The organism is Streptomyces sp. DSM 42067, from assembly GCF_055792885.1.
Window position 1 is genome coordinate 1815382 of sequence record NZ_CM147706.1, and the last position, 22432, is coordinate 1837813.

The window sequence follows — 22432 nt, forward strand, 5'->3', positions numbered from 1 at the left end:
CGTACGAGAGCTGTCCGGCACATGCGTCGGTCAGCGGCCGGCGCTGTCCACGACGGCCGACCACTCGTCGAGAAGCGCCTGCGCGGACGCGTCGTCGGGCCCTTCCGCCCACAGGTGGGTGACGGCCTCGGCGGGGTCGGGAAGCACCATCACCCAGCGGCCGTCCGGTTCGACGACGCGTACACCGTCGGTCGTGTCCACGGACCGGTCACCGGCCTCCTCCACCACGCGCCGCATGACCAGGCCCTTGACGGCCCAGGGCGTGGCCAGGTCGCGCCGCAGCACGTGGGCGCGCGGAATCCGCGCGTCGATCTGGCTGAGCGTGAGCTGCGTACGTGCCACGAGCCCGATCAGCCGTACGAACGCGGCCGTGCCGTCGAAGACACTGCTGAACTCCGGCACGATGAAGCCGCCGCGTCCATCACCGCCGAAGATCGTGCCGTCCTCGGCCCCGACGCGGGTCAGATCGTCCGGCGACGTCGTGGTCCACGCGACCTGCGTCCCGTGGTACGCCGCCACCTGCTCCGCGATCCGCGTGGTCGTCACCGGCAGCGCGACCCGCCCACTCCGCCGTTCCGCCGCGACCAGATCCAGCATGACGAGCAGCGCCCGGTCGTCCTCGACGATCCGGCCCTTCTCGTCGACGAGCGACAGCCGCTCACCCACCGGGTCGAACCGCACGCCGAAGGCGGCACGCGCCGAGGCGACGATCTCCCCGAGCCGGACCATCCCGGACCTCCGCGCCTCCGCGGACTCGGTCGGCCTGGACTCGTCGAGCCCGGGATTGATGGTCAGCGAGTCGACGCCCAGCTTTCCCAGGAGGCTCGGCAGAACAAGACCGGCGCTGCCGTTCGACGCGTCGACGACGACCTTCAACCCTGATTCGGCGATCCCGGTGGTGTCGACATTCCGGAGCAGCGAGCCCGTGTACGAGTCGAACACACTCGACGGAAAGTGCAGGTCCCCGATCTCCCCGGGGAACGCACGCCGGTACTCCTGGCGCGCGAACACCCTGTCCAGCTTCCGCTGGCCCCCCGCCGACAGGTCGGCCCCACGCTCGTCGAAGAACATGATGTCGACGGAGTCCGGCACACCGGGCGTGGTCCTGATCATGATGCCGCCCGCACTGCCCCGCGCCGTCTGCTGCCGGGCCACGGGCAGCGGTACGTTCTCCAGGTCCCGTACCTCGATGGCGCTGGCCTGCAGTGCGGAGATGACCGCCCTCTTGAGCGCTCGGGCGCCTCGGGAGTGGTCGCGGGCGGTGGTGACCGTGGAGCCCTTCTTGAGGGTCGTCGCATACGCTCCGGCGAGCCGCACGGCGAGCTCGGGGGTGATCTCCACATTGAGGATGCCTGAGACACCTCGCGCCCCGAACAGATGGGCCTGCCCGCGGGACTCCCAGATCACCGAGGTGTTGACGAACGCGCCGGCCTCGATGGTCTTGAACGGGTAGACCCGCACATTGCCCTGCACGATCGATTCCTCACCGATGAGGCACTCGTCGCCGATGACAGCGCCGTCCTCGATCCGCGCGGCACGCATGATGTCGGTGTTCTTGCCGATCACACAGCCCCGTAGATTGCTGTGCTGGCCGATGTAGACGTTGTCGTGGACGACGGCCCGGTGCAGGAATGCACCGCTCTTCACGACGACGTTCGAGCCCACGACGGTGTGCTCGCGGATCTCGGCACCGGCCTCGACCTTGGCGTAGTCGCCGATGTACAGCGGCCCGCGCAACACGGCGTCGGGGTGCACTTCGGCGCCCTCGGCCACCCATACCCCAGGTGAGATCTCGAAGCCGTCGATATCGACGTCGACCTTGCCCTCGAGCACGTCGGCCTGCGCCTTGACGTAGCTTTCGTGCGTGCCGACGTCCTCCCAGTACCCCTCCGCGACATACCCGTAGACCGGTTTCCCCTCCTTCATGAGCTGGGGGAAGACATCGCCTGACCAGTCGACCGGTACGTCCGCCTCGACGTAGTCGAACACCTCCGGTTCCATGACGTAAATGCCTGTGTTCACCGTGTCCGAGAAGACCTGGCCCCAGGTCGGCTTCTCGAGGAAGCGCTCGACCTTACCGTTCTCGTCGAGAATGGTGATGCCGAACTCCAGCGGGTTCGGAACGCGCGTCAGGCATACGGTGACGAGCGCACCCTTTTCCTTGTGGAAATTGACGAGCTCGGTGAGGTCGAAGTCGGTCAGCGCATCACCGGAAATAACAAGGAACGCGTCGTCCTTCAGCGCCTCCTCGGCGTTCTTCACGCTCCCGGCTGTACCGAGTGGCTTCTCCTCATTCGCATAGGTGAGCTCCATGCCGAGCTCTTCACCGTCTCCGAAATAGTTCTTGACGAGCGACGCCAAGAACTGCACCGTAACCACGGTCTCGGTGAGCCCATGCTTCTTTAGCAGCCGAAGCACATGCTCCATGATCGGGCGATTTGCCACAGGCAGGAGCGGCTTGGGCATGCTCGAGGTCATGGGGCGAAGGCGTGTGCCTTCGCCTCCGGCCATCACGACGGCCTTCATGTCGGAAGCGTCCTCCTTGAAGAGACGACGGTCTAGCCGACTGCACCCGTCCGTATTGGCCCGCATATGTCAGGTACGGGCCATCAAGCCTCTACGGCCGCCTTGCAGGCGAGCTCAATCGGCTACGGCGTCCGCCCTGATTAGTCGGCGGACCTGAACCACATAGAGGATCCCTGCCCACCAGTAGAGCGTTGTACCCCACCCTGCGAACGCCCATCCGAAAATAGCAGCGAGTGAGGAGATCCAGCTACTTCCGTCACTGAGAAGAAGTAGCGGGAAGGCATACATCAGGTTGAAGGTTGCTGCCTTCCCCAGGAAGTTGACCTGCGGTGGCGGATAGCCGTGGCGCCTGAGGATGCCCACCATCACCAGCAGAACCAGCTCTCGCGCCAGAAGTACAGCGGTCAACCAGATCGGAAGAATCTCCCGCCAGGTAAGACCGACCAGCGTCGACAGAATGTATAGACGATCGGCCGCGGGATCGAGTAGCCGGCCGAGACTGCTGATCTGATTCCAGCGTCGCGCGAGCTTGCCGTCGAGATAGTCGCTGACACCGCTGAACGCCAGGACGAGCAACGCCCAGCCGTCGCTCTTGGGCCCGCCGAACTCCGGCCTGAGGATCAGCCACAGGAAGAGGGGCACGCCGGCGAGACGCGCCATGCTGAGGATGTTCGGGATGGTGAGGACCCGGTCTGTCTGGACGCGGGTCTCCTGGACCTCCACCCGGGGGCCTCCTGTGGGAACGTGCCTACGATGCCTCCTGACCTTACCGTCACCCTCCGTCCGGCTGTGCAGAGGGGTATCGAACAGCCCGAACGCGGAAGTGCATGAGGCGTGCGGAAATACAGAAAGCCCCCGCACCAGGAATTTCTTCCCGGTACGGGGGCTTTCTCAAGAATTGTTCGGCGGCGTCCTACTCTCCCACAGGGTCCCCCCTGCAGTACCATCGGCGCTGTGAGGCTTAGCTTCCGGGTTCGGAATGTAACCGGGCGTTTCCCTCACGCTATGACCACCGAAACACTATGAAACTGTCAACCGCACCACGCTGCGGCAAGGCAACGCGGGGTTGTTCGTGGTTTCAGAACCAACACAGTGGACGCGAGCAACTGAGGACAAGCCCTCGGCCTATTAGTACCAGTCAACTCCACCCATTACTGGGCTTCCATATCTGGCCTATCAACCCAGTCGTCTACTGGGAGCCTTACCCCATCAAGTGGGTGGGAGTCCTCATCTCGAAGCAGGCTTCCCGCTTAGATGCTTTCAGCGGTTATCCCTCCCGAACGTAGCCAACCAGCCATGCCCTTGGCAGAACAACTGGCACACCAGAGGTTCGTCCGTCCCGGTCCTCTCGTACTAGGGACAGCCCTTCTCAAGACTCCTACGCGCACAGCGGATAGGGACCGAACTGTCTCACGACGTTCTAAACCCAGCTCGCGTACCGCTTTAATGGGCGAACAGCCCAACCCTTGGGACCGACTCCAGCCCCAGGATGCGACGAGCCGACATCGAGGTGCCAAACCATCCCGTCGATATGGACTCTTGGGGAAGATCAGCCTGTTATCCCCGGGGTACCTTTTATCCGTTGAGCGACGGCGCTTCCACAAGCCACCGCCGGATCACTAGTCCCGACTTTCGTCCCTGCTCGACCCGTCGGTCTCACAGTCAAGCTCCCTTGTGCACTTACACTCAACACCTGATTGCCAACCAGGCTGAGGGAACCTTTGGGCGCCTCCGTTACTCTTTAGGAGGCAACCGCCCCAGTTAAACTACCCATCAGACACTGTCCCTGATCCGGATCACGGACCCAGGTTAGACATCCAGCACGACCAGACTGGTATTTCAACGACGACTCCACCCGAACTGGCGTCCGAGTATCAAAGTCTCCCAGCTATCCTACACAAGCCGAACCGAACACCAATATCAAACTGTAGTAAAGGTCCCGGGGTCTTTCCGTCCTGCTGCGCGAAACGAGCATCTTTACTCGTAGTGCAATTTCACCGGGCCTATGGTTGAGACAGTCGAGAAGTCGTTACGCCATTCGTGCAGGTCGGAACTTACCCGACAAGGAATTTCGCTACCTTAGGATGGTTATAGTTACCACCGCCGTTTACTGGCGCTTAAGTTCTCAGCTTCGCCATGACGAATCATGACTAACCGGTCCCCTTAACGTTCCAGCACCGGGCAGGCGTCAGTCCGTATACATCGCCTTACGGCTTCGCACGGACCTGTGTTTTTAGTAAACAGTCGCTTCTCGCTGGTCTCTGCGGCCACCCCCAGCTCACCAAGTAAATTGGATCACCAAGTGTGGCCCCCCTTCTCCCGAAGTTACGGGGGCATTTTGCCGAGTTCCTTAACCATAGTTCACCCGAACGCCTCGGTATTCTCTACCTGACCACCTGAGTCGGTTTAGGGTACGGGCCGCCATGAAACTCGCTAGAGGCTTTTCTCGACAGCATAGGATCATCCACTTCACCACAATCGGCTCGGCATCAGGTCTCAGCCTTGATGAGCGGCGGATTTACCTACCACTCGGCCTACACCCTTACCCCGGGACAACCACCGCCCGGGATGGACTACCTTCCTGCGTCACCCCATCACTCACCTACTACCAGCTCGGGTCACCGGCTCCACCACTCCCCTCAACTCCGAAGAGATCAGGGCGGCTTCACGGGCTTAGCATCACTGGATTCGATGTTTGACGCTTCACAGCGGGTACCGGAATATCAACCGGTTATCCATCGACTACGCCTGTCGGCCTCGCCTTAGGTCCCGACTTACCCTGGGCAGATCAGCTTGACCCAGGAACCCTTAGTCAATCGGCGCACACGTTTCCCACGTGTGTATCGCTACTCATGCCTGCATTCTCACTCGTGAACCGTCCACCACTGCCTTCCGGCGCGGCTTCACCCGGCACACGACGCTCCCCTACCCATCACAGTCCCCGTTGGGGGTATGTACTGCAATGACACGACTTCGGCGGTACGCTTGAGCCCCGCTACATTGTCGGCGCGGAATCACTAGACCAGTGAGCTATTACGCACTCTTTCAAGGGTGGCTGCTTCTAAGCCAACCTCCTGGTTGTCTCTGCGACTCCACATCCTTTCCCACTTAGCGTACGCTTAGGGGCCTTAGTCGATGCTCTGGGCTGTTTCCCTCTCGACCATGGAGCTTATCCCCCACAGTCTCACTGCCGCGCTCTCACTTACCGGCATTCGGAGTTTGGCTAAGGTCAGTAACCCGGTAGGGCCCATCGCCTATCCAGTGCTCTACCTCCGGCAAGAAACACACGACGCTGCACCTAAATGCATTTCGGGGAGAACCAGCTATCACGGAGTTTGATTGGCCTTTCACCCCTAACCACAGGTCATCCCCCAGGTTTTCAACCCTGGTGGGTTCGGTCCTCCACGACCTCTTACAGCCGCTTCAACCTGCCCATGGCTAGATCACTCCGCTTCGGGTCTTGAGCGCGCTACTAAATCGCCCTATTCGGACTCGCTTTCGCTACGGCTTCCCCACACGGGTTAACCTCGCAACACACCGCAAACTCGCAGGCTCATTCTTCAAAAGGCACGCAGTCACGAGACAAGCACAAGTGCTTGTCCGACGCTCCCACGGCTTGTAGGCACACGGTTTCAGGTACTATTTCACTCCCCTCCCGGGGTACTTTTCACCATTCCCTCACGGTACTATCCGCTATCGGTCACCAGGGAATATTTAGGCTTAGCGGGTGGTCCCGCCAGATTCACACGGGATTTCTCGGGCCCCGTGCTACTTGGGTGTCTCTCAAACGAGCCGCTGATGTTTCGACTACGGGGGTCTTACCCTCTACGCCGGACCTTTCGCATGTCCTTCGCCTACATCAACGGTTTCTGACTCGTCCCACGGCCGGCAGACCGTAGAAAAGAGATCCCACAACCCCCCAAGCGCAACCCCTGCCGGGTCTCACACGCTTGAGGTTTAGCCTCATCCAGTTTCGCTCGCCACTACTCCCGGAATCACGGTTGTTTTCTCTTCCTGCGGGTACTGAGATGTTTCACTTCCCCGCGTTCCCTCCACATGCCCTATGTGTTCAGGCATGGGTGACAGCCCATGACGACTGCCGGGTTTCCCCATTCGGAAACCCCCGGATCAAAGTCTGGTTGACGACTCCCCGGGGACTATCGTGGCCTCCCACGTCCTTCATCGGTTCCTGGTGCCAAGGCATCCACCGTGCGCCCTTAAAAACTTGGCCACAGATGCTCGCGTCCACTGTGCAGTTCTCAAACAACGACCAACCACCCATCACCCCACTGGAGATCCAGTGAGTGCACTGGGGTCGGCATCGAAGGCTTCCCGGCCATACGGCCGCACCTTCAGACACCCAACAGCGTGCCCGACACACTCCCCGGCTCCCCTCAACGTTCCACGCTCAAAAGAGCAGTACTGGAAGGAGAAGACGATCAAGTGTGCCGAATAATCAACGTTCCACCCATGAGCTAACCACCGTCGATCGTTCGCCGACGTAGTGGCTCTGGACCACCAAGCAAGCTTGGCGGCCTAGATGCTCCTTAGAAAGGAGGTGATCCAGCCGCACCTTCCGGTACGGCTACCTTGTTACGACTTCGTCCCAATCGCCAGTCCCACCTTCGACAGCTCCCTCCCACAAGGGGTTGGGCCACCGGCTTCGGGTGTTACCGACTTTCGTGACGTGACGGGCGGTGTGTACAAGGCCCGGGAACGTATTCACCGCAGCAATGCTGATCTGCGATTACTAGCAACTCCGACTTCATGGGGTCGAGTTGCAGACCCCAATCCGAACTGAGACAGGCTTTTTGAGATTCGCTCCACCTCGCGGTTTCGCAGCTCATTGTACCTGCCATTGTAGCACGTGTGCAGCCCAAGACATAAGGGGCATGATGACTTGACGTCGTCCCCACCTTCCTCCGAGTTGACCCCGGCAGTCTCCTGTGAGTCCCCATCACCCCGAAGGGCATGCTGGCAACACAGAACAAGGGTTGCGCTCGTTGCGGGACTTAACCCAACATCTCACGACACGAGCTGACGACAGCCATGCACCACCTGTATACCGACCACAAGGGGGCGACCATCTCTGGCCGTTTCCGGTATATGTCAAGCCTTGGTAAGGTTCTTCGCGTTGCGTCGAATTAAGCCACATGCTCCGCTGCTTGTGCGGGCCCCCGTCAATTCCTTTGAGTTTTAGCCTTGCGGCCGTACTCCCCAGGCGGGGAACTTAATGCGTTAGCTGCGGCACCGACGACGTGGAATGTCGCCAACACCTAGTTCCCACCGTTTACGGCGTGGACTACCAGGGTATCTAATCCTGTTCGCTCCCCACGCTTTCGCTCCTCAGCGTCAGTAATGGCCCAGAGATCCGCCTTCGCCACCGGTGTTCCTCCTGATATCTGCGCATTTCACCGCTACACCAGGAATTCCGATCTCCCCTACCACACTCTAGTCTGCCCGTATCGAATGCAGACCCGGGGTTAAGCCCCGGGCTTTCACATCCGACGTGACAGACCGCCTACGAGCTCTTTACGCCCAATAATTCCGGACAACGCTTGCGCCCTACGTATTACCGCGGCTGCTGGCACGTAGTTAGCCGGCGCTTCTTCTGCAGGTACCGTCACTCTCGCTTCTTCCCTGCTGAAAGAGGTTTACAACCCGAAGGCCGTCATCCCTCACGCGGCGTCGCTGCATCAGGCTTTCGCCCATTGTGCAATATTCCCCACTGCTGCCTCCCGTAGGAGTCTGGGCCGTGTCTCAGTCCCAGTGTGGCCGGTCGCCCTCTCAGGCCGGCTACCCGTCGTCGCCTTGGTGAGCCACTACCTCACCAACAAGCTGATAGGCCGCGGGCTCATCCTGCACCGCCGGAGCTTTCAACCCTCACAGATGCCCGTGAGAGTGTTATCCGGTATTAGACCCCGTTTCCAGGGCTTGTCCCAGAGTGCAGGGCAGATTGCCCACGTGTTACTCACCCGTTCGCCACTAATCCACCCCGAAGGGCTTCATCGTTCGACTTGCATGTGTTAAGCACGCCGCCAGCGTTCGTCCTGAGCCAGGATCAAACTCTCCGTGAATGTTTTCCCGACTGCGCCTAATTAAAGGCTGCGGGCCGACACCATGAGAGCGGAACAGCCAGGCGGAATAAGCCCGGCCGTTCACAGCGTCCTCGCTGTGTTTATTTCAAAGGAACCTCGCCCCAGCCGAACCGGCCGGAGACGGGGTATCAACATATCTGGCGTTGATTTTTGGCACGCTGTTGAGTTCTCAAGGAACGGACGCTTCCTTTGTACTCACCCGAGAGACTCTCTCAGGCTTTCCTCCGGGCGCTTCCCTTCGGTCTTGCGTTTCCGACTCTATCAGATCGTTTTCCGATCCGATTTCCTCGGTGCTTTCCGGGTTCTCGCTTTCGCGTTTCCCTTTCGGCTTTTTGACTCTATCAGGTCTTTTTCGACTCGCTGACCACAGTCACTCATGGACATGCAGAACCGGATCCAATTAACTGGATCTGACGCTGTAGAGGCTGCCGGGCCCCGGACGTTCGGCACGTCCTCTCGCCCCGGCGGTCTACGACTGTACCTCCGTGTGCGGAGCACATGCAAACCGATTGGGGCCTTGCCCAGGCCCGGCAACCGAGGCCTCTCGTGCGGAACCGGCACTTCTTATGACCTACCCTGCTGAACAGTGTGCCGCCCGGGACAGACCAGTGGCGGCGCGGTTGACTCTCCACCCCTGGGAGGCTTGCCCATGACCAGCGTGACGTCCCCTCTTGCCGGACGCGTCATAGGACTCTCCGCCGTGCCGGATCCTGTGTTCTCAGGCGCGATGGTGGGCCCGGGCACTGCCATCGATCCCGTACGTGAGCCCTCCGAGGCTGTGGCGCCTGTCGACGGCATCGTCGTCTCGCTGCACCCGCATGCCTTCGTCGTTGTCGACGACCAGGGCCATGGTGTGCTGATCCACCTCGGTATAGACACCGTTCAGCTCAATGGCGAGGGCTTCGAGCTCCTCGTCAGCAAAGGTGACACTGTGCAGCGCGGTCAGGCCGTGGTGCGATGGGATCCGGCCGCCGTCGAGGCCGCCGGCAAGTCCCCGGTGTCCCCGGTCGTGGCGCTCGAAGCCACGACAGAGTCTCTCTCCGACGTAGTAGAGGACGGCGACGTAAAGGCCGGCCAGCCCCTCTTCAGCTGGAAGTGACGTCTGCTCCGGCTGGGAGCGGCGTCTGCGCCCTCGTAGGCGCCAGACAGAACAACCACCGCGGCGGGGCAGAGCACCGCCGCTCTATCGGAGACGGTGACATGGAGACAACGCTGCGAGGCGTCGGCGTCAGCCACGGTGTAGCTGTCGGCGAGGTTCGACACATGGGGACGGCGGTGCTCGAACCGCCCGCCAAGCAGATTCCCGCGGAGGAGGCGGCGCGCGAGCAGGGGCGCGCCCGTCAGGCCGTGGAAGCTGTGGCAGCCGACCTCATCGCTCGCGGCAATCTGGCCGGCGGCGAGGCTCAGGCCGTACTCGAGGCGCAGGCCATGATGGCCCAGGACCCGGAGCTCATGGCCGACGTGGAGCGGCGCATCGCGGTCGGCAGTACGGCCGAGCGCGCGGTCTACGACGCGTTCGCCGCTTATCGGGCGTTGCTGGCCGGGGCCGGCGAGTACCTCGCCGGGCGTGTGGCGGACCTGGACGATGTGCGGAACCGTATCGTCGCGCGGCTGCTCGGTGTTCCGATGCCGGGTGTGCCGGACAGTGACGAGCCGTATGTGCTGATAGCCCGGGACCTCGCCCCGGCTGACACGGCGCTGCTCGACCCGACGCTGGTGCTCGGTTTTGTGACCGAGGAGGGCGGGCCGACCAGCCACAGTGCGATTCTTGCGCGGGCGCTCGGAGTTCCGGCTGTCGTTGCTCTTCCGGGGGCCGGTGAGCTGGCTGAGGGCACTCTGATCGCCGTGGACGGCAGCACCGGAGAGATATTCGTCGAGCCGAGCGCGGAGAAGCGGGCGGCGCTGGAGGCAGCAGCAGCCGAGCGGAAGGCGGCGCTCGCCGCGTCGAGCGGCCCGGGTGCGACCTCCGACGGACACAAGGTGCCGCTGCTGGCCAACGTGGGCGGCGCGGCGGATGTACCGGCTGCCGTAGAGGCCGGTGCGGAGGGTGTCGGTCTTTTCCGTACCGAGTTCCTCTTCCTCGACGACAGCAAGAATGCGCCGTCAGAGCAGAAGCAGATCGAGGCGTACCGCCAGGTGCTCGAGGCGTTTCCCGAGGGCCGTGTCGTGGTGCGCGTGCTGGATGCCGGCGCCGACAAGCCGCTGGACTTCCTCACTCCGGCCGACGAGCCGAACCCGGCGCTGGGCGTGCGCGGTCTGCGCACGCTGCTCGACCACCCCGAGGTACTGCGTACGCAGCTGACCGCGCTGGCCAAGGCCGCGGAGGGGCTGCCGGTGTACCTGGAGGTCATGGCGCCGATGGTCGCGGACCGCACCGATGCCAAGGCGTTCGCGGACGCGTGCCGGGAGGCGGGGCTGCAGGCGAAGTTCGGCGCGATGGTGGAGATTCCCTCGGCCGCCCTGCGGGCGCGGTCGATTCTCCAGGAGGTCGAGTTCCTGTCGCTGGGCACCAACGACCTCGCGCAGTACACCTTCGCCGCGGACCGTCAGGTGGGTGCGGTGTCGCGTCTGCAGGACCCGTGGCAGCCCGCGCTGCTCGACCTGGTGGCGCTGGCGGCCGAGGCGGCGAAGGCCGAGGGCAAGAGCTGTGGTGTCTGCGGTGAGGCGGCGTCGGACCCGCTGCTCGCTTGTGTGCTGACCGGTCTGGGGGTCACCTCGCTCTCGATGGGTGCGGCGTCCATTCCCTATGTGCGCGCGACGCTGGCCAAGTACACGCTGGCGCAGTGCGAGCGGGCCGCGGCGGCCGCGCGTGCTGCGGACAGCGCGGACGAGGCCCGCAACGCGGCTCAGGCGGTGCTGTCCGGCGAGTAGTCGAACAGAGCCGCCGGACGGCCGTTGCGAGGGGCGCTCCACCTGCTGGCCCGGGTGGGGCGCCCCTCGCCGTTCAGTGCCGGTGGGCGGTTCCGGGATCCTGCTCTCCGAGATCCGGAGGTGCGCAGTAGTCCACTCCCGATTCAGGGCCGATCAGGTCTCCGGATTCGATGTCGGTGCAGTAGGCGTCGAAGACCTCGGCCTCGGTGAGCGGCTGCAGGCCGCCTGCTTGCAGGCGCCAGCCGTAGACCTTGTCGATGGTGCCGTTTCCACTGGTGCGCATCACCAGTCCCCCGGGGCTGTCCGTGGCGATGCCGGCCGCGAGGACCGTGGTGAACTCCAGGGCTTCGGTCTCGTCCAGCCGTGTAGTGCCGTCGGTGTCTCCTTCCGTGCTCAGTACGGCGAGGAGGGGTTCCGTGTCGGTGGCGACGCTGCATACGAGGTGCCGGGCGCCGGGCGCAGCTGTGTCGAGCACCCGAACGAGCAGCTCAGAGGCGCGTACGAAAGCCGCCCGCCCGATGTCCTCTCCGCAGGAGGCGCAGGCGCCGATCCCGGCGAGCAACGTCGTCGCGTACTCCCATGTGGTCTGTCGTACGGCCTCGTCGACGAGGTCCGGAACCAGGTCGGCGAGGGGCTGGCCGTCGTACGGGACGGTCGCGCCGGTGGACGCGAGTGCTGCGGTGAAGCGGGAGCGGCTTGCGGGTGTGTCGGGTTCCAGGCCGGTCTCGGCGCAGAAGCTCGCGTACTCCTCGGGGTCGAAGAGGGCGACGGTGGTGTGCCGGCCCTGGCCTGCGAGTGTTCTGAGGAGGGCCTCGACCTGCTTGAGGTAGGTCTCGTGGTCGTCGAAGGTGAAGGTGCGATAGCGCCGCATCGCGGTGAAGTCGTGCTCATCGGTCAACAGGCCGATGGTGCCGGCGATTTCGCGGTTCAGACCGTGCCGCTTGCCGGCGTGCTGGGTGCGCCCCATGGTTCCCCCTGTGTGCGGTGAATCAATGCTCACTCAACGTAACCGGCGGCACTGACAATGCCGGTCGGGGATACCGGTCGCCTGGGCGATCACGACGGTCGGCCTCCGGCTCTCGGCTCCGCGCCGGGTGAGTCGGAGGCCGGCATCGTGCGGTGATCAGCCGCGCCTGCGGGCCAGGTCCTCGTAGAAGCGGAGCAGGTCGATGCTGTCCACGGAGCCCGGGTTGACGGCCTTCTCCAGGGGCGCGCCCTGGAGAAGGCGCTTGACGGGGACCTCGATGCGCTTGCCGGTGAGGGTGTGCGGGACGCCGGGGACCTCGATGATCTCGTCGGGGACATGGCGCGGGGAGAGCTGCGCGCGGATGGTCTGCTTGATGCGCGCCCTGAGGTCGTCGTCGAGGGTGGCGCCGGGTGCCAGGTGTACGAAGAGGGGCATCCAGTAGCCGCCGTCGGTCTGTTCGATTCCGATGACCAGGGACTCGCGGATCTCGGGGAGGCGTTCGACGGCTTCGTAGATGTCGGCCGACCCCATGCGTACCCCCTGGCGGTTGAGGGTGGAGTCGGAGCGTCCGTGGATGATCACCGAGCCTCGGGAGGTGACGGTGGTCCAGTCGCCGTGGCGCCAGACGCCCGGGTAGGTGTCGAAGTAGCTGTCATGGTAGCGGCTGCCGTCGGGGTCGTTCCAGAAGTGGATCGGCATGGACGGCATGGGGTTGGTGACCACAAGCTCACCGACTTCGTCGGTGAGCGGTTTGCCGTCCGGGTCCCAGGCCTGCAGATCGGTGCCGAGGCAGGGTGCCTGGAGTTCGCCGATGTAGACAGGCAGCGTGGGGACTGCTCCGGCGAAGCAGGAGCAGACGTCCGTGCCGCCGCTGACGGAGGCGATCCACAGGTCGTCGCGCACCTCGTCGTGCAGCCAGCGGAAGCCGTCGGGCGGCAGCGGGGAGCCGGTGGTGGCGACGCAGGTGATGCCGGAGAGGTCGAAGTCGCGGGAGGGATGGACGCCGGCCTTGCGGCAGGCCATGACGTACGCGGCGGAGGTGCCGAAGAGCGTGGCTCCGGTGCGTTCGGCGACGCGCCACTGGGCGGCGGTGTCGGGATGGCCCGGGCTGCCGTCGTACAGGACGATCGTGGTGCCCGTGAGCAGGCCGGAGACGAGGAAGTTCCACATCATCCAGCCGGTGGACGTGTACCAGAAGAACCGGTCGCCGGGGCCCAGGTCGCAGTGCAGGCCGAGCTGCTTGTAATGCTCAAGGAGGATGCCGCCCTGGGACTGGACGATGGCCTTGGGGAGCCCCGTGGTGCCGGACGAGTAGAGGACCCACAGGGGGTGGTCGAACGGGACCTGCTCGTACTCGGGTGCCGTGTCGGCGCTGGTGAGCGCCGACCATTCGAGGGCGCCTTCGGGGGCCTCCGTGCCCAGCAGTGGGATGTGGACGACCGCGCGCAGGGTGGGCAGCTCGCGGCGCAGCTCGGTGACCGTGTCGCGGCGGTCGTGCTCCTTGCCCCCGTAGCGGTAGCCGTCGACCGTGAAGAGGACGACGGGCTCGACCTGCTGGAAGCGGTCGAGGACGCTGCGGGCGCCGAAGTCGGGGGCGCAGGAGGTCCAGACGGCGCCGACGGCCGCGGTGGCGAGCAGGGCGACGGCGGCCTGCGGAATGTTGGGCAGGTAGCCGCTGACGCGGTCGCCCGGGCGTACGCCCAGGTCGCGGAGTTCGGCGGCCAGCGAACCGACCTGGCGGCGCAGCTCTGCCCAGCTGACGGGACGCGCATCGTGGGTCTCGTCCACGGCGAGGATGGCCGGCTCGTCCGGGCGCGTGTCGGCGGCCCGGAGGGCGTGCTCGGCGTAGTTGAGGGTGGCTCCGGGGAACCATTGGGCTCCGGGCATGGAGCGGTCGCCCAGCACGCGCGCGTAGGGGGTCGAGAAGCGGATGCCGAACCACTCGGCGACGGCCTTCCAGAACGTCTCCAGGTCGTCGACGGACCAGCGGTGCAGCGCGGCGTAGCCGCCCTCGGCGGGTGCTCCGTGGTGCTCGGCCGCCCAGGCCTGGAACCGGGTGATCTGCGCCGAGGCGATGAACTCCTGGTCGGGCTGCCAGAGTGGTGTGGGGTTCGCTGAGGACATGGGGCGGCTCCCAAGCTGTGCGCGTCGTGTGCGTCTGTCGCGCACGGGCGGTGGTGCGCGTCACGCGGCTGCTACGGACGATGCCATGTGATCGACTTCCGCACCAGGGCTCGGCCCACATAGTCGTGATGGTGAAGATGTGCTGTCACCACGGGTGAACGGGACTCCCTCCGCACCAGGGCTCGTCCCGCTTGGTCCTGATCGTGAAGAAGTACTGTCACCACGGGTGAACGGGAGTTGAACGCCTCACGCGCGCGTGCGTCGCGGTGGCAGGGTGATCACCATGGACGGTCGTGGCCTCGTGCGTTCGGTGAAGGCGGTCGGTGTGGTGGGCGCGGCGCAGGGGGTGCGCGCGGTGCGGGCGGCGTGGCGAAGGCGGCGTACCGACGCGGCAGGCCTGCCGGCACGCGGGGCCGAGCGGGCGCGTGTTCCCGGGCCCGTGACAAGCGCCGATCCGGGGCCGGGCGGAGGGGTGATCCACTTCGAGCGCTCCGAGCTGCAGGTGATGGTCACAGCGGCCGGTGCGGTGTTCTGGGGCTGGGAGGGGGCCGGTCCCGAGCCGTCGTACGCGCTGGCGGGCCGCTGTCCGGAGCCTGACACGCGGGCCGTCCTGGAGCCGGACAAGGACGGCGGCTGGCGGGTGGTCGCGGAGCGCGTCACGGTGGCCGTCTCGCGGCACGGTGCCGTCGAGGTGCGCACCCCCGGCGGCGTGGTGCTGCGCCGGGACCTGCCGCCCCGCTGGTGGGAACCCCGCGAGGGAGGCGGCGCACGCTGGGTGCAGCGGTCCGAAGTGGCGGCGGACGCGCGGTTCTTCGGGCTCGGCGGGCGCGCTTCGGGGCCGCGGCTGCGGGACGGGACGTACCGGCTGTGGAACACCGATCCCGGCCGGGCGTTCGGGCCTGCTGAGGATCCGCTGTACATCACCATGCCGGTGCAGATGGTGGTGGCAGACGCCGGCACGCACCTGGCCTTCCACGACTCCACGTGGGACGGAACCGTGGTGCTGCACGAAGGCGAGGACGGTGCGGGGTCCGGGCACGACCGGGCCGGTTCGTGCGAGCTGCGGATGGACGGTGGTCCGCTGCGGTGCTGGGTCGTCGTGGGCTCTCCCGCGCGCGTACTGCACGTCTGGACGCTGCTCACGGGTGCGCCCGCGGTGCCGCCCGCGTGGGCACTCGGCCACCACCATGCGCGCTGGGGCTTCGGCAGCGAGCAGGAGGTGCGGCGGATCGTCGCCGGATACAAGGAGCGAGGGCTTCCGCTCGACGCCGTCCATCTGGACATCGACCACTACGACGGCCACCGGGTGTTCACCGTCGACCGGGAGCGGTTCCCGACGCTTCCGGTGCTCGCCGAGGAGTTGCGCAGGGACGGCGTCCGGCTCGTGTCCATCGTCGACCCGGCGGTGAAGGCCGAGCCCGGCAACGCCCTGTACGACGCCGGGACGGCTGCGGACGCGTTCGTGCGGGACGCCTCGGAGCGGCCCGTGCTGGGCGTCGTATGGCCCGGGGAGGCGGTGTATCCGGACTTCACGGATCCGCGGGTGCGCGAGTGGTGGGGCGGGCTGTACGAGGAGCGGCTGCGACAGGGGTTCGCGGGCTTCTGGCACGACATGAACGAACCGGTGTCGTTCGCCGCCTTCGGGGAGGCGACTCTGCCGCGCTCGGCACGGCATGCGCTGGACGGCCGCGGCGGGGACCATCGCGAGGCGCACAACGTGTACGGCCTGTGCATGGCCCGCGCGGGATACGAGGGGGTGAGCGCACTGCGGCCCCAGGAGCGGCCGTTCCTCTTCTCGCGCTCGGGGTGGGCGGGGATGCAGCGCTACGGAGGCACCTGGTCCGGGGACGTGGCCACGGGTTGGCCGGGGCTGCGGGCCTCGCTGTCGCTCGTGCTGGGGCTCGGGCTGTGCGGAGTGCCGTATTCGGGGCCCGACGTGGGCGGGTTCGACGGCAACCCCTCACCCGAGCTGTATCTGCGGTGGTTCCAGCTGGCCGCGTATCTGCCGCTGTTCCGTACCCATGCGGCTCTGCGGGCCGGGCGCAGGGAACCGTGGGAGTTCGGTGCCGAGGTGCTGGAGCACGCGCGCGTGGTGCTCGCCGAGCGCCGGCGGCTGCTGCCGTACTTCGTGACGCTGGCGCATCTGGCGCGGCGCACCGGTGCGCCCTATGTGCGGCCCCTGTGGTGGGGTGCACCCGAGGACAGAGCGCTGCGCAACTGTGAGGACGCGTTCCTGCTCGGCGACTGTCTTCTGGTTGCGCCGGTGCTGGAGCGGGGTGCGGAGCGGGTGGCGGTGCGGCTGCCGCACGGCCGGTGGTACGACACGGTCACCGAGGAGGCGTACGAGGGTCCCGGGCAGGTCCTGCTCGAAGCTCCGTTGTCGCGTATTCCGGTGCTGGCGCGGGCGGGTGCGGTGCTGCCGGTACGCGGTGACGACGGCGGGCTGGAACTGGAGGTCTGGGCCCCCGCCCCGGGCCGTAAGGGACGCGGTCTCGTGGTGCCCGATGCGGGTGACGGCCGGGGGGAGCCGGAGTCCGAGCGGTACACGGCTCGCTGGAAGCGCGGCCGCGTCGTGGTCGAGCGTGAGGGGGACGCCGGCAGGCGTGAGCCCTCGTACCCGGTGCGAGTGCGAGGGCTCGGACCGGCCTGAGTCCTGGGACCGGCGGTTCGTCAGACGTAGCGTCCCTCGAACCATGCCCGGACAACCAGCGTGTGCAGAGGGAAGGCGAGTTCGACAGGCCTGCGCAGCAGGTGCCAGCCCTCCGTTTCGGCCGTCGGAGCGGACGGGGGCAGCTCCTGGGCCGGGCGCTCGGGCAGCAGACCGAACAGCAGCAGGTGTCCGTCGGGCGAGCTCATCGCGTCGGCCAGACGCACGTCGCGGCTCGCCGCGTCGATGCCCGTCTCCTCCTTGAGCTCGCGGACGACGGCGTGCCGCCAGTCCTCCCGGTGGTCGAGGAAACCGCCGGGCAACGCCACACCCCCGCGCGCCGGGGCGATGGTGCGCGTGATGACGACCAGGCCGGTGCCGGACGCGTCGTACGCGGGCTGAAGAGCGACGGCCACCGGCAGCGGGCTGCGGTAGGCAACGGCACCGCATCCAGGACAGGTGCGCGGCCAGCCGGACACGGCCTCCCCGTACGGAGTGCCGCAGCTTGAACAGTGCGAGTCCGGCGTGGTGTTGGAGGAAGAGTGCTGGGATTCGGACACGCCGCGGACTGTATCCGATCGCCTGGCGCAGCATTCTGTCCGGTTCACGTCCCTGATGGCTCGAAGCAGCCGCGCAGCGGGCGGTGTCTTCGCGGGCCCTGCCGGGATCCCGTCAGGCATGGCACACTTCTGACGGTTCGTCAGATCAGCTGCCGAGGAGGCGCCTTGTCGCGCAAACGCACACCTGTGGTGGTGGGTTGGTTCACGGAGGAGAGTGCCGGCGGAGACCGAGAGGGCGGCTTCCGGCTGCTGGGTACGCGGTGTTCCTCGTGTGCCTCGGTCTTCTTCCCCCGCGAGGACGTCTTCTGCCGCAACCCCGGCTGCCCCGGCGGTGAGCTGACCGAGGTGCCTCTCTCCCCGCGGGGCCGGATCTGGTCGTACACCGATAGCCGGTACCGACCGCCCGCGCCGTACGTCTCGGACCCGGAACTCGAGTGGGAGCCGCGCACGTTGATCGCTGTGGAACTGGAAGCCGAGCGCATGGTGGTGCTCGGGCAGGGGGCTCCGGGCGTCTCCCTCGCCGATCTGGCCATCGGGATGGAGGTGGAGGTCGTCCCCGGTGTCCTCAACGAGGACGCGGACACGACCTGGACGACGTGGCATTGGCGTCCCACAGAGACAAGGGGGCCGGCGGAAAAGACGGCGGACGCCACGGGGGCGACGGGGGTGAAGGCATGACGGCGGACGTGGCGGTGCTCGGCGCGGGCATGCACCCGTGGGGCAAGTGGGGCCGCAGCTTCGTCGAGTACGGCACGGCGGCCGCGCGCGCGGCACTTGCGGACGCCGGAGTCGAGTGGCGGGACATAGGTTCGATCGTCGGCGCGGACACGGTGCGCGGCGGCTATCCGGGATATGTGGCGGGGGCGACGTTCGCGAAGGCGCTGGGCTGGCAGGGGGCGCGCGTGGCGAGCGTCTACGCGGCGTGCGCCTCGGGCGCTCAGGCGATCGCCACGGCGCGCGCGCAGATTCTTTCCGGTCTCGCGGACGTCGTCCTGGTCGTCGGCGCCGACGCTGCGCCGAAGGGCTTCTTCCGCCCGGCGGGCGGCGATCGGCCCGACGATCCTGACTGGCTGCGGTTCCGGGTGCTGGGCGCGACCAATCCGGCGTACTTCGGCCTGTACGCGCGCCGCCGAATGGCCGTGCACGGCGACACACTGGAGGACTTCGCCCAGGTCAAGGTGAAGAACGCGGCGGCGGGGGCGCTCAATCCACTGGCCCGCTACCGCAAGCGGGTGACCGCCGAGGAGGTCGCCGCGTCCGCGGTCGTCGCCGACCCCCTGCGGCTGCTCGACATCTGTGCGACCTCGGACGGAGGAGCGGCGCTGGTGCTGTCCAGCATGGAGTTCGCACGGCGGCACGGCGCACCGGATCCTGTGCGCATCCGCGCGGTGTCCACTGTCACGCCGCGCTTTCCGAACACAGTGCTCGATCTTCCCGATATCGCGACGGACTCCGCGGCGGCGGTGGCCCCGCCCGCCGAGCCCTTCCGGCCGTCCATCGCGCGCGCGGCGTATGAGGAGGCGGGCATAGGCCCGGAGGACCTGTCGCTCGCCGAGGTGTACGACCTGTCCACGGCCCTGGAGCTGCAGTGGTACGAGGACCTGGGACTGTGCGAGGAGAGTGAGGCGGCGAAGCTGCTGCGCGAGGGTGCCACCGCTCCCGGAGGCCGCATACCCGTCAATCCGAGTGGAGGCCTTGCGTCGTTCGGGGAAGCTGTGCCCGCGCAGGCCATTGCCCAGGTGTGCGAGCTGACCTGGCAGTTGCGTGGCACGGCAGGTGAGCGGCAGGTGGCGGACGCGCGCGTGGGCATCACCGCGAACCAGGGGCTGTTCGGGCACGGGTCCTCGGTGATAGCCGTGCGGTGAGGCGGGCGCCTTGCCGTACGGGAGATGCCCCGCACCGGGGGCCGCTCACGCACGGCCGTAAGGGAGACGCCCACACCGGTCGAGCGGCCGACGCACGGCCATGCGGGAGACGCCCACACCGGTCGAGCGGCCGACGCACGGCCCCGGAGGCTCCCCACCGGTTGCCTGCCGTTCGCGCCACCGTCCAATGGTTCGCGTCCACAACCTTGACGCCCCCTCACCGCCGGTGAACACTTCCGGGTGTCAGTCGGCATCGCCGCACATCGGCTGCCCGGCCGCGCACGGCCCTGCCAGGCTCGGCTACCCCATTGCCACAGGCCCGGGCCATCTCCACTGGCGCCACGGGCGATTCGGCTGCGAGGGCACGCTCATCACAGAGGCCGGGCGGGGAACGGGACTCCCTGCACTGGGCTCACACAGGCACGGGAAACGCACCCTGCACAGAGCACCGGGGCGGAGAACCCGCCGCGGGCCAGTCCGAGGAGCCGCCATGAGCAATGGAGACATCTTCTTAGGTGAACTGATCGGCACCGCGATCCTGATCCTCTTCGGCGCCGGCGTGTGCGCCGCCGTCACCCTCAACCACTCCAAGGCGAAGGCGTCGGGGTGGACCGTCATCGCCTTCGGATGGGGCTTCGGCGTACTGGCGGGCGCGTACACCGCCGCCCCGCTCTCCGGCGGCCAGCTCAACCCTGCCGTCACGATCGGCATCGCCGTCGACACCGGCAAGTGGGACAAGGTCTGGGTCTATCTGCTCGGCCAGATGGTCGGCGCCATGCTGGGAGCCGTCCTCGCCTACCTTGTGTACCTGGCGCAGTTCCAGGCCAACGTCCGCACGTCGGGGACGACGAAGGGAACGGCGGACGAGCCGACACCGACGCTGGGCATCTTCTCCACCATCCCGGAGATCCGGAACCCGGTCGCCAACCTCATCACCGAGATCATCGCGACGATCGGCCTGGTTCTGCCGATCCTCGCCTTCGGGCTGACGAAGGGGCTCGGCGAGTCCGGCACACTCGTGCTGATCGTCTCCCTGCTGGTCGTCGGCATCGGCCTCTCCCTCGGCGGACCCACGGGTTACGCCATCAACCCGGCCCGTGACCTGGGCCCGCGCATCGTGCATTCGTTCCTGCCGATACCGAACAAGGGCACGTCCGACTGGAGTTACGCCTGGATTCCGGTGGTCGGGCCGCTCATCGGCGGAGCCCTGTCGGGACTGATCTACAACGCAGCCTTCTGACGAAGGGGACGTCATGACGGACAAGTTCGTCGCCGCAATCGACCAGGGAACGACCTCCAGCCGCTGCATCATCTTCAACCAGGACGGCGCGATCGTCGCCGTCGACCAGCGCGAGCACCGCCAGATCTTCCCCAAGCCCGGCTGGGTGGAGCACGACGCCACCGAGATCTGGTCCAAGGTGCAGGCCGTCGTCGCGGGGGCGATCGCCAAGGCCGGGTTGCGCGCCGACCAGATCAGCGCGCTCGGAATCACCAACCAGCGTGAGACGACGGTGCTCTGGGACCGCGCCACGGGCAAGCCCGTGCACAACGCCATCGTGTGGCAGGACACGCGTACGTCCGCCCTCTGCACCGAGCTGGGCGGCTCGGACGGTCAGGACCGTTTCCGTGAGCAGACCGGGCTGCCGCTGGCCAGCTATTTCTCCGGGCCCAAGGCGGCCTGGCTGCTTGACAACGTGCCGGGCCTGCGGGCGCGTGCCGAGCGCGGCGAGATCGCCTTCGGAACGATCGACTCCTGGCTGATCTGGAACCTCACGGGCGGCACGGAGGGCGGGGTGCACGTCACGGATGTGACCAACGCCGGCCGCACGATGCTGATGAACCTCCAGACTCTGCAGTGGGACCAGTCGATCCTGTCGGCGATGAACGTGCCAGAGGCGGTCCTGCCGGAGATCAGGTCCTCGGCCGAGGTGTACGGCACGGCCGTGGGCCAGCTCGAGGGCGTTCCGGTCGCTTCGGCGCTCGGCGACCAGCAGGCCGCCGTGTTCGGCCAGGCCTGCTACGACACGGGGACGGCGAAGAACACCTACGGCACGGGCAGCTTCCTGCTGCTCAACACCGGGAACCGTCCGGTGCCTTCGAAGAACGGGCTGCTGACGACGATGGGCTACAAGATCGGCAGCGAGGCCCCCGTCTACTGCCTCGAAGGAGCCATCGCGATCACCGGTGCCCTGGTGCAGTGGTTCCGCGACCAGCTCGGGATCATCCGCACGGCCGACGAGATCGAGTCCCTCGCGTCGAGCGTGGATGACAACGGCGGTGCGTACGTCGTACCTGCGTTCTCGGGCCTGTTCGCGCCGTACTGGCGCTCGGACGCGCGCGGTGTCATCACAGGGCTCACCCGGTATGTCACCAAGGCACATCTGGCGCGTGCCGTGCTGGAGGCGACGAGCTGGCAGACGCGAGAAGTCGTCGACGCCATGTTCCAGGACTCGGGTGTGCAGATCACCACCCTCAAGGTGGACGGCGGCATGACCAAGAACAATCTGCTGATGCAGCACCAGGCGGATGTCCTGGGCGTGCCCGTGATCAGGCCCCGGGTCTCGGAGACCACCTGCCTGGGCGCGGCCTACGCCGCTGGTCTGGCGACGGGTGTGTGGAACGACCTGGACGAGCTCAAGGCGCACTGGCAGAGGGACGCCGAGTGGACACCGGCCATGGAGACGCAGGTACGGGACCGCGAGTACGACAACTGGCGCAAGGCGGTGGAGAAGAGCTTCGGCTGGCACGAGGAGAGTGCGGGGTGACCGTCTCCC

12 protein-coding genes and 3 rRNA genes are annotated in these 22432 nt (G+C 66.4%); 7 read left to right on the forward strand and 8 right to left on the reverse strand.

What is annotated here, in order from left to right; translation table 11 throughout:
- Positions 1-30 precede the first annotated feature (30 nt).
- The 5 genes from ACSMXV_RS08715 to ACSMXV_RS08735 all read right to left on the reverse strand — a co-directional run bounded on the left by ACSMXV_RS08715 (position 31) and on the right by ACSMXV_RS08735 (position 8603).
- Positions 31-2526 carry a mannose-1-phosphate guanyltransferase gene (locus ACSMXV_RS08715; RefSeq protein WP_181657714.1) on the reverse strand — a complete coding sequence of 832 codons (2496 nt, stop codon included), beginning with the start codon at positions 2524-2526 and terminating at the stop codon, positions 31-33.
- Positions 2527-2640: 114 nt separating this feature from the next.
- On the reverse strand, positions 2641-3249 hold the full coding sequence (locus tag ACSMXV_RS08720) for a CDP-alcohol phosphatidyltransferase family protein (protein ID WP_473177128.1): 609 nt from the start codon (positions 3247-3249) through the stop codon (positions 2641-2643).
- Positions 3250-3426: 177 nt separating this feature from the next.
- A 5S ribosomal RNA gene (gene rrf / locus ACSMXV_RS08725) occupies positions 3427-3543 on the reverse strand.
- 91 nt (positions 3544-3634) lie between these two features.
- Positions 3635-6757 (reverse strand): 23S ribosomal RNA (locus ACSMXV_RS08730).
- 320 nt (positions 6758-7077) lie between these two features.
- Positions 7078-8603, reverse strand: a 16S ribosomal RNA gene (locus tag ACSMXV_RS08735).
- Together the 16S, 23S and 5S rRNA genes form the textbook arrangement of a ribosomal RNA operon.
- A 670-nt stretch (positions 8604-9273) precedes the next feature.
- On the opposite strand from ACSMXV_RS08735, the gene ACSMXV_RS08740 reads away from it, so the two are divergent.
- Both ACSMXV_RS08740 and ptsP read left to right on the forward strand, forming a co-directional pair.
- Positions 9274-9723 (forward strand): PTS sugar transporter subunit IIA, encoded by a 450-nt coding sequence (locus ACSMXV_RS08740; protein WP_473177129.1) that lies wholly within the window; start codon positions 9274-9276, stop codon positions 9721-9723.
- Between the two features lie 101 nt (positions 9724-9824).
- The gene (ptsP, locus tag ACSMXV_RS08745) at positions 9825-11495 is read left to right on the forward strand and encodes a phosphoenolpyruvate--protein phosphotransferase (RefSeq protein WP_473177130.1); all 1671 of its coding nucleotides are present in this window, start codon (positions 9825-9827) and stop codon (positions 11493-11495) included.
- 73 nt (positions 11496-11568) lie between these two features.
- Here ptsP and ACSMXV_RS08750 read toward each other — a convergent pair whose 3' ends face one another.
- Positions 11569-12462: a hypothetical protein gene (locus ACSMXV_RS08750; RefSeq protein ID WP_473177131.1), complete on the reverse strand. Its 894-nt coding sequence runs from the start codon at positions 12460-12462 to the stop codon at positions 11569-11571.
- A gap of 156 nt (positions 12463-12618) precedes the next feature.
- Entirely contained in the window at positions 12619-14586 is a 1968-nt protein-coding gene (locus tag ACSMXV_RS08755; protein ID WP_473177132.1) for an acetoacetate--CoA ligase, read from the reverse strand.
- A gap of 283 nt (positions 14587-14869) precedes the next feature.
- Between ACSMXV_RS08755 and ACSMXV_RS08760 the strand changes: the two genes are divergently transcribed.
- Positions 14870-17236 (forward strand): glycoside hydrolase family 31 protein, encoded by a 2367-nt coding sequence (locus ACSMXV_RS08760; RefSeq protein WP_473177133.1) that lies wholly within the window; start codon positions 14870-14872, stop codon positions 17234-17236.
- Between the two features lie 20 nt (positions 17237-17256).
- Here ACSMXV_RS08760 and ACSMXV_RS08765 read toward each other — a convergent pair whose 3' ends face one another.
- Complete coding sequence (locus tag ACSMXV_RS08765; RefSeq protein ID WP_473177134.1) at positions 17257-17793, reverse strand: NUDIX domain-containing protein; 537 nt, start codon at positions 17791-17793, stop codon at positions 17257-17259.
- 165 nt (positions 17794-17958) lie between these two features.
- Between ACSMXV_RS08765 and ACSMXV_RS08770 the strand changes: the two genes are divergently transcribed.
- The 4 genes from ACSMXV_RS08770 to glpK all read left to right on the forward strand — a co-directional run bounded on the left by ACSMXV_RS08770 (position 17959) and on the right by glpK (position 22423).
- Positions 17959-18471: a Zn-ribbon domain-containing OB-fold protein gene (locus ACSMXV_RS08770; RefSeq protein WP_473177135.1), complete on the forward strand. Its 513-nt coding sequence runs from the start codon at positions 17959-17961 to the stop codon at positions 18469-18471.
- Entirely contained in the window at positions 18468-19658 is a 1191-nt protein-coding gene (locus ACSMXV_RS08775) for a lipid-transfer protein (protein WP_473177136.1), read from the forward strand. The genes ACSMXV_RS08770 and ACSMXV_RS08775 overlap by 4 nt, the downstream gene beginning before the upstream one ends.
- A gap of 490 nt (positions 19659-20148) precedes the next feature.
- Positions 20149-20898, forward strand: a complete 750-nt coding sequence (locus tag ACSMXV_RS08780) for an MIP/aquaporin family protein (protein WP_181657117.1) — start codon at positions 20149-20151, stop codon at positions 20896-20898.
- A 13-nt stretch (positions 20899-20911) separates the two neighbouring features.
- Positions 20912-22423, forward strand: coding sequence for a glycerol kinase GlpK (gene glpK / locus ACSMXV_RS08785; RefSeq protein WP_473177137.1), 1512 nt, complete (start codon positions 20912-20914; stop codon positions 22421-22423).
- Positions 22424-22432 lie beyond the last annotated feature (9 nt).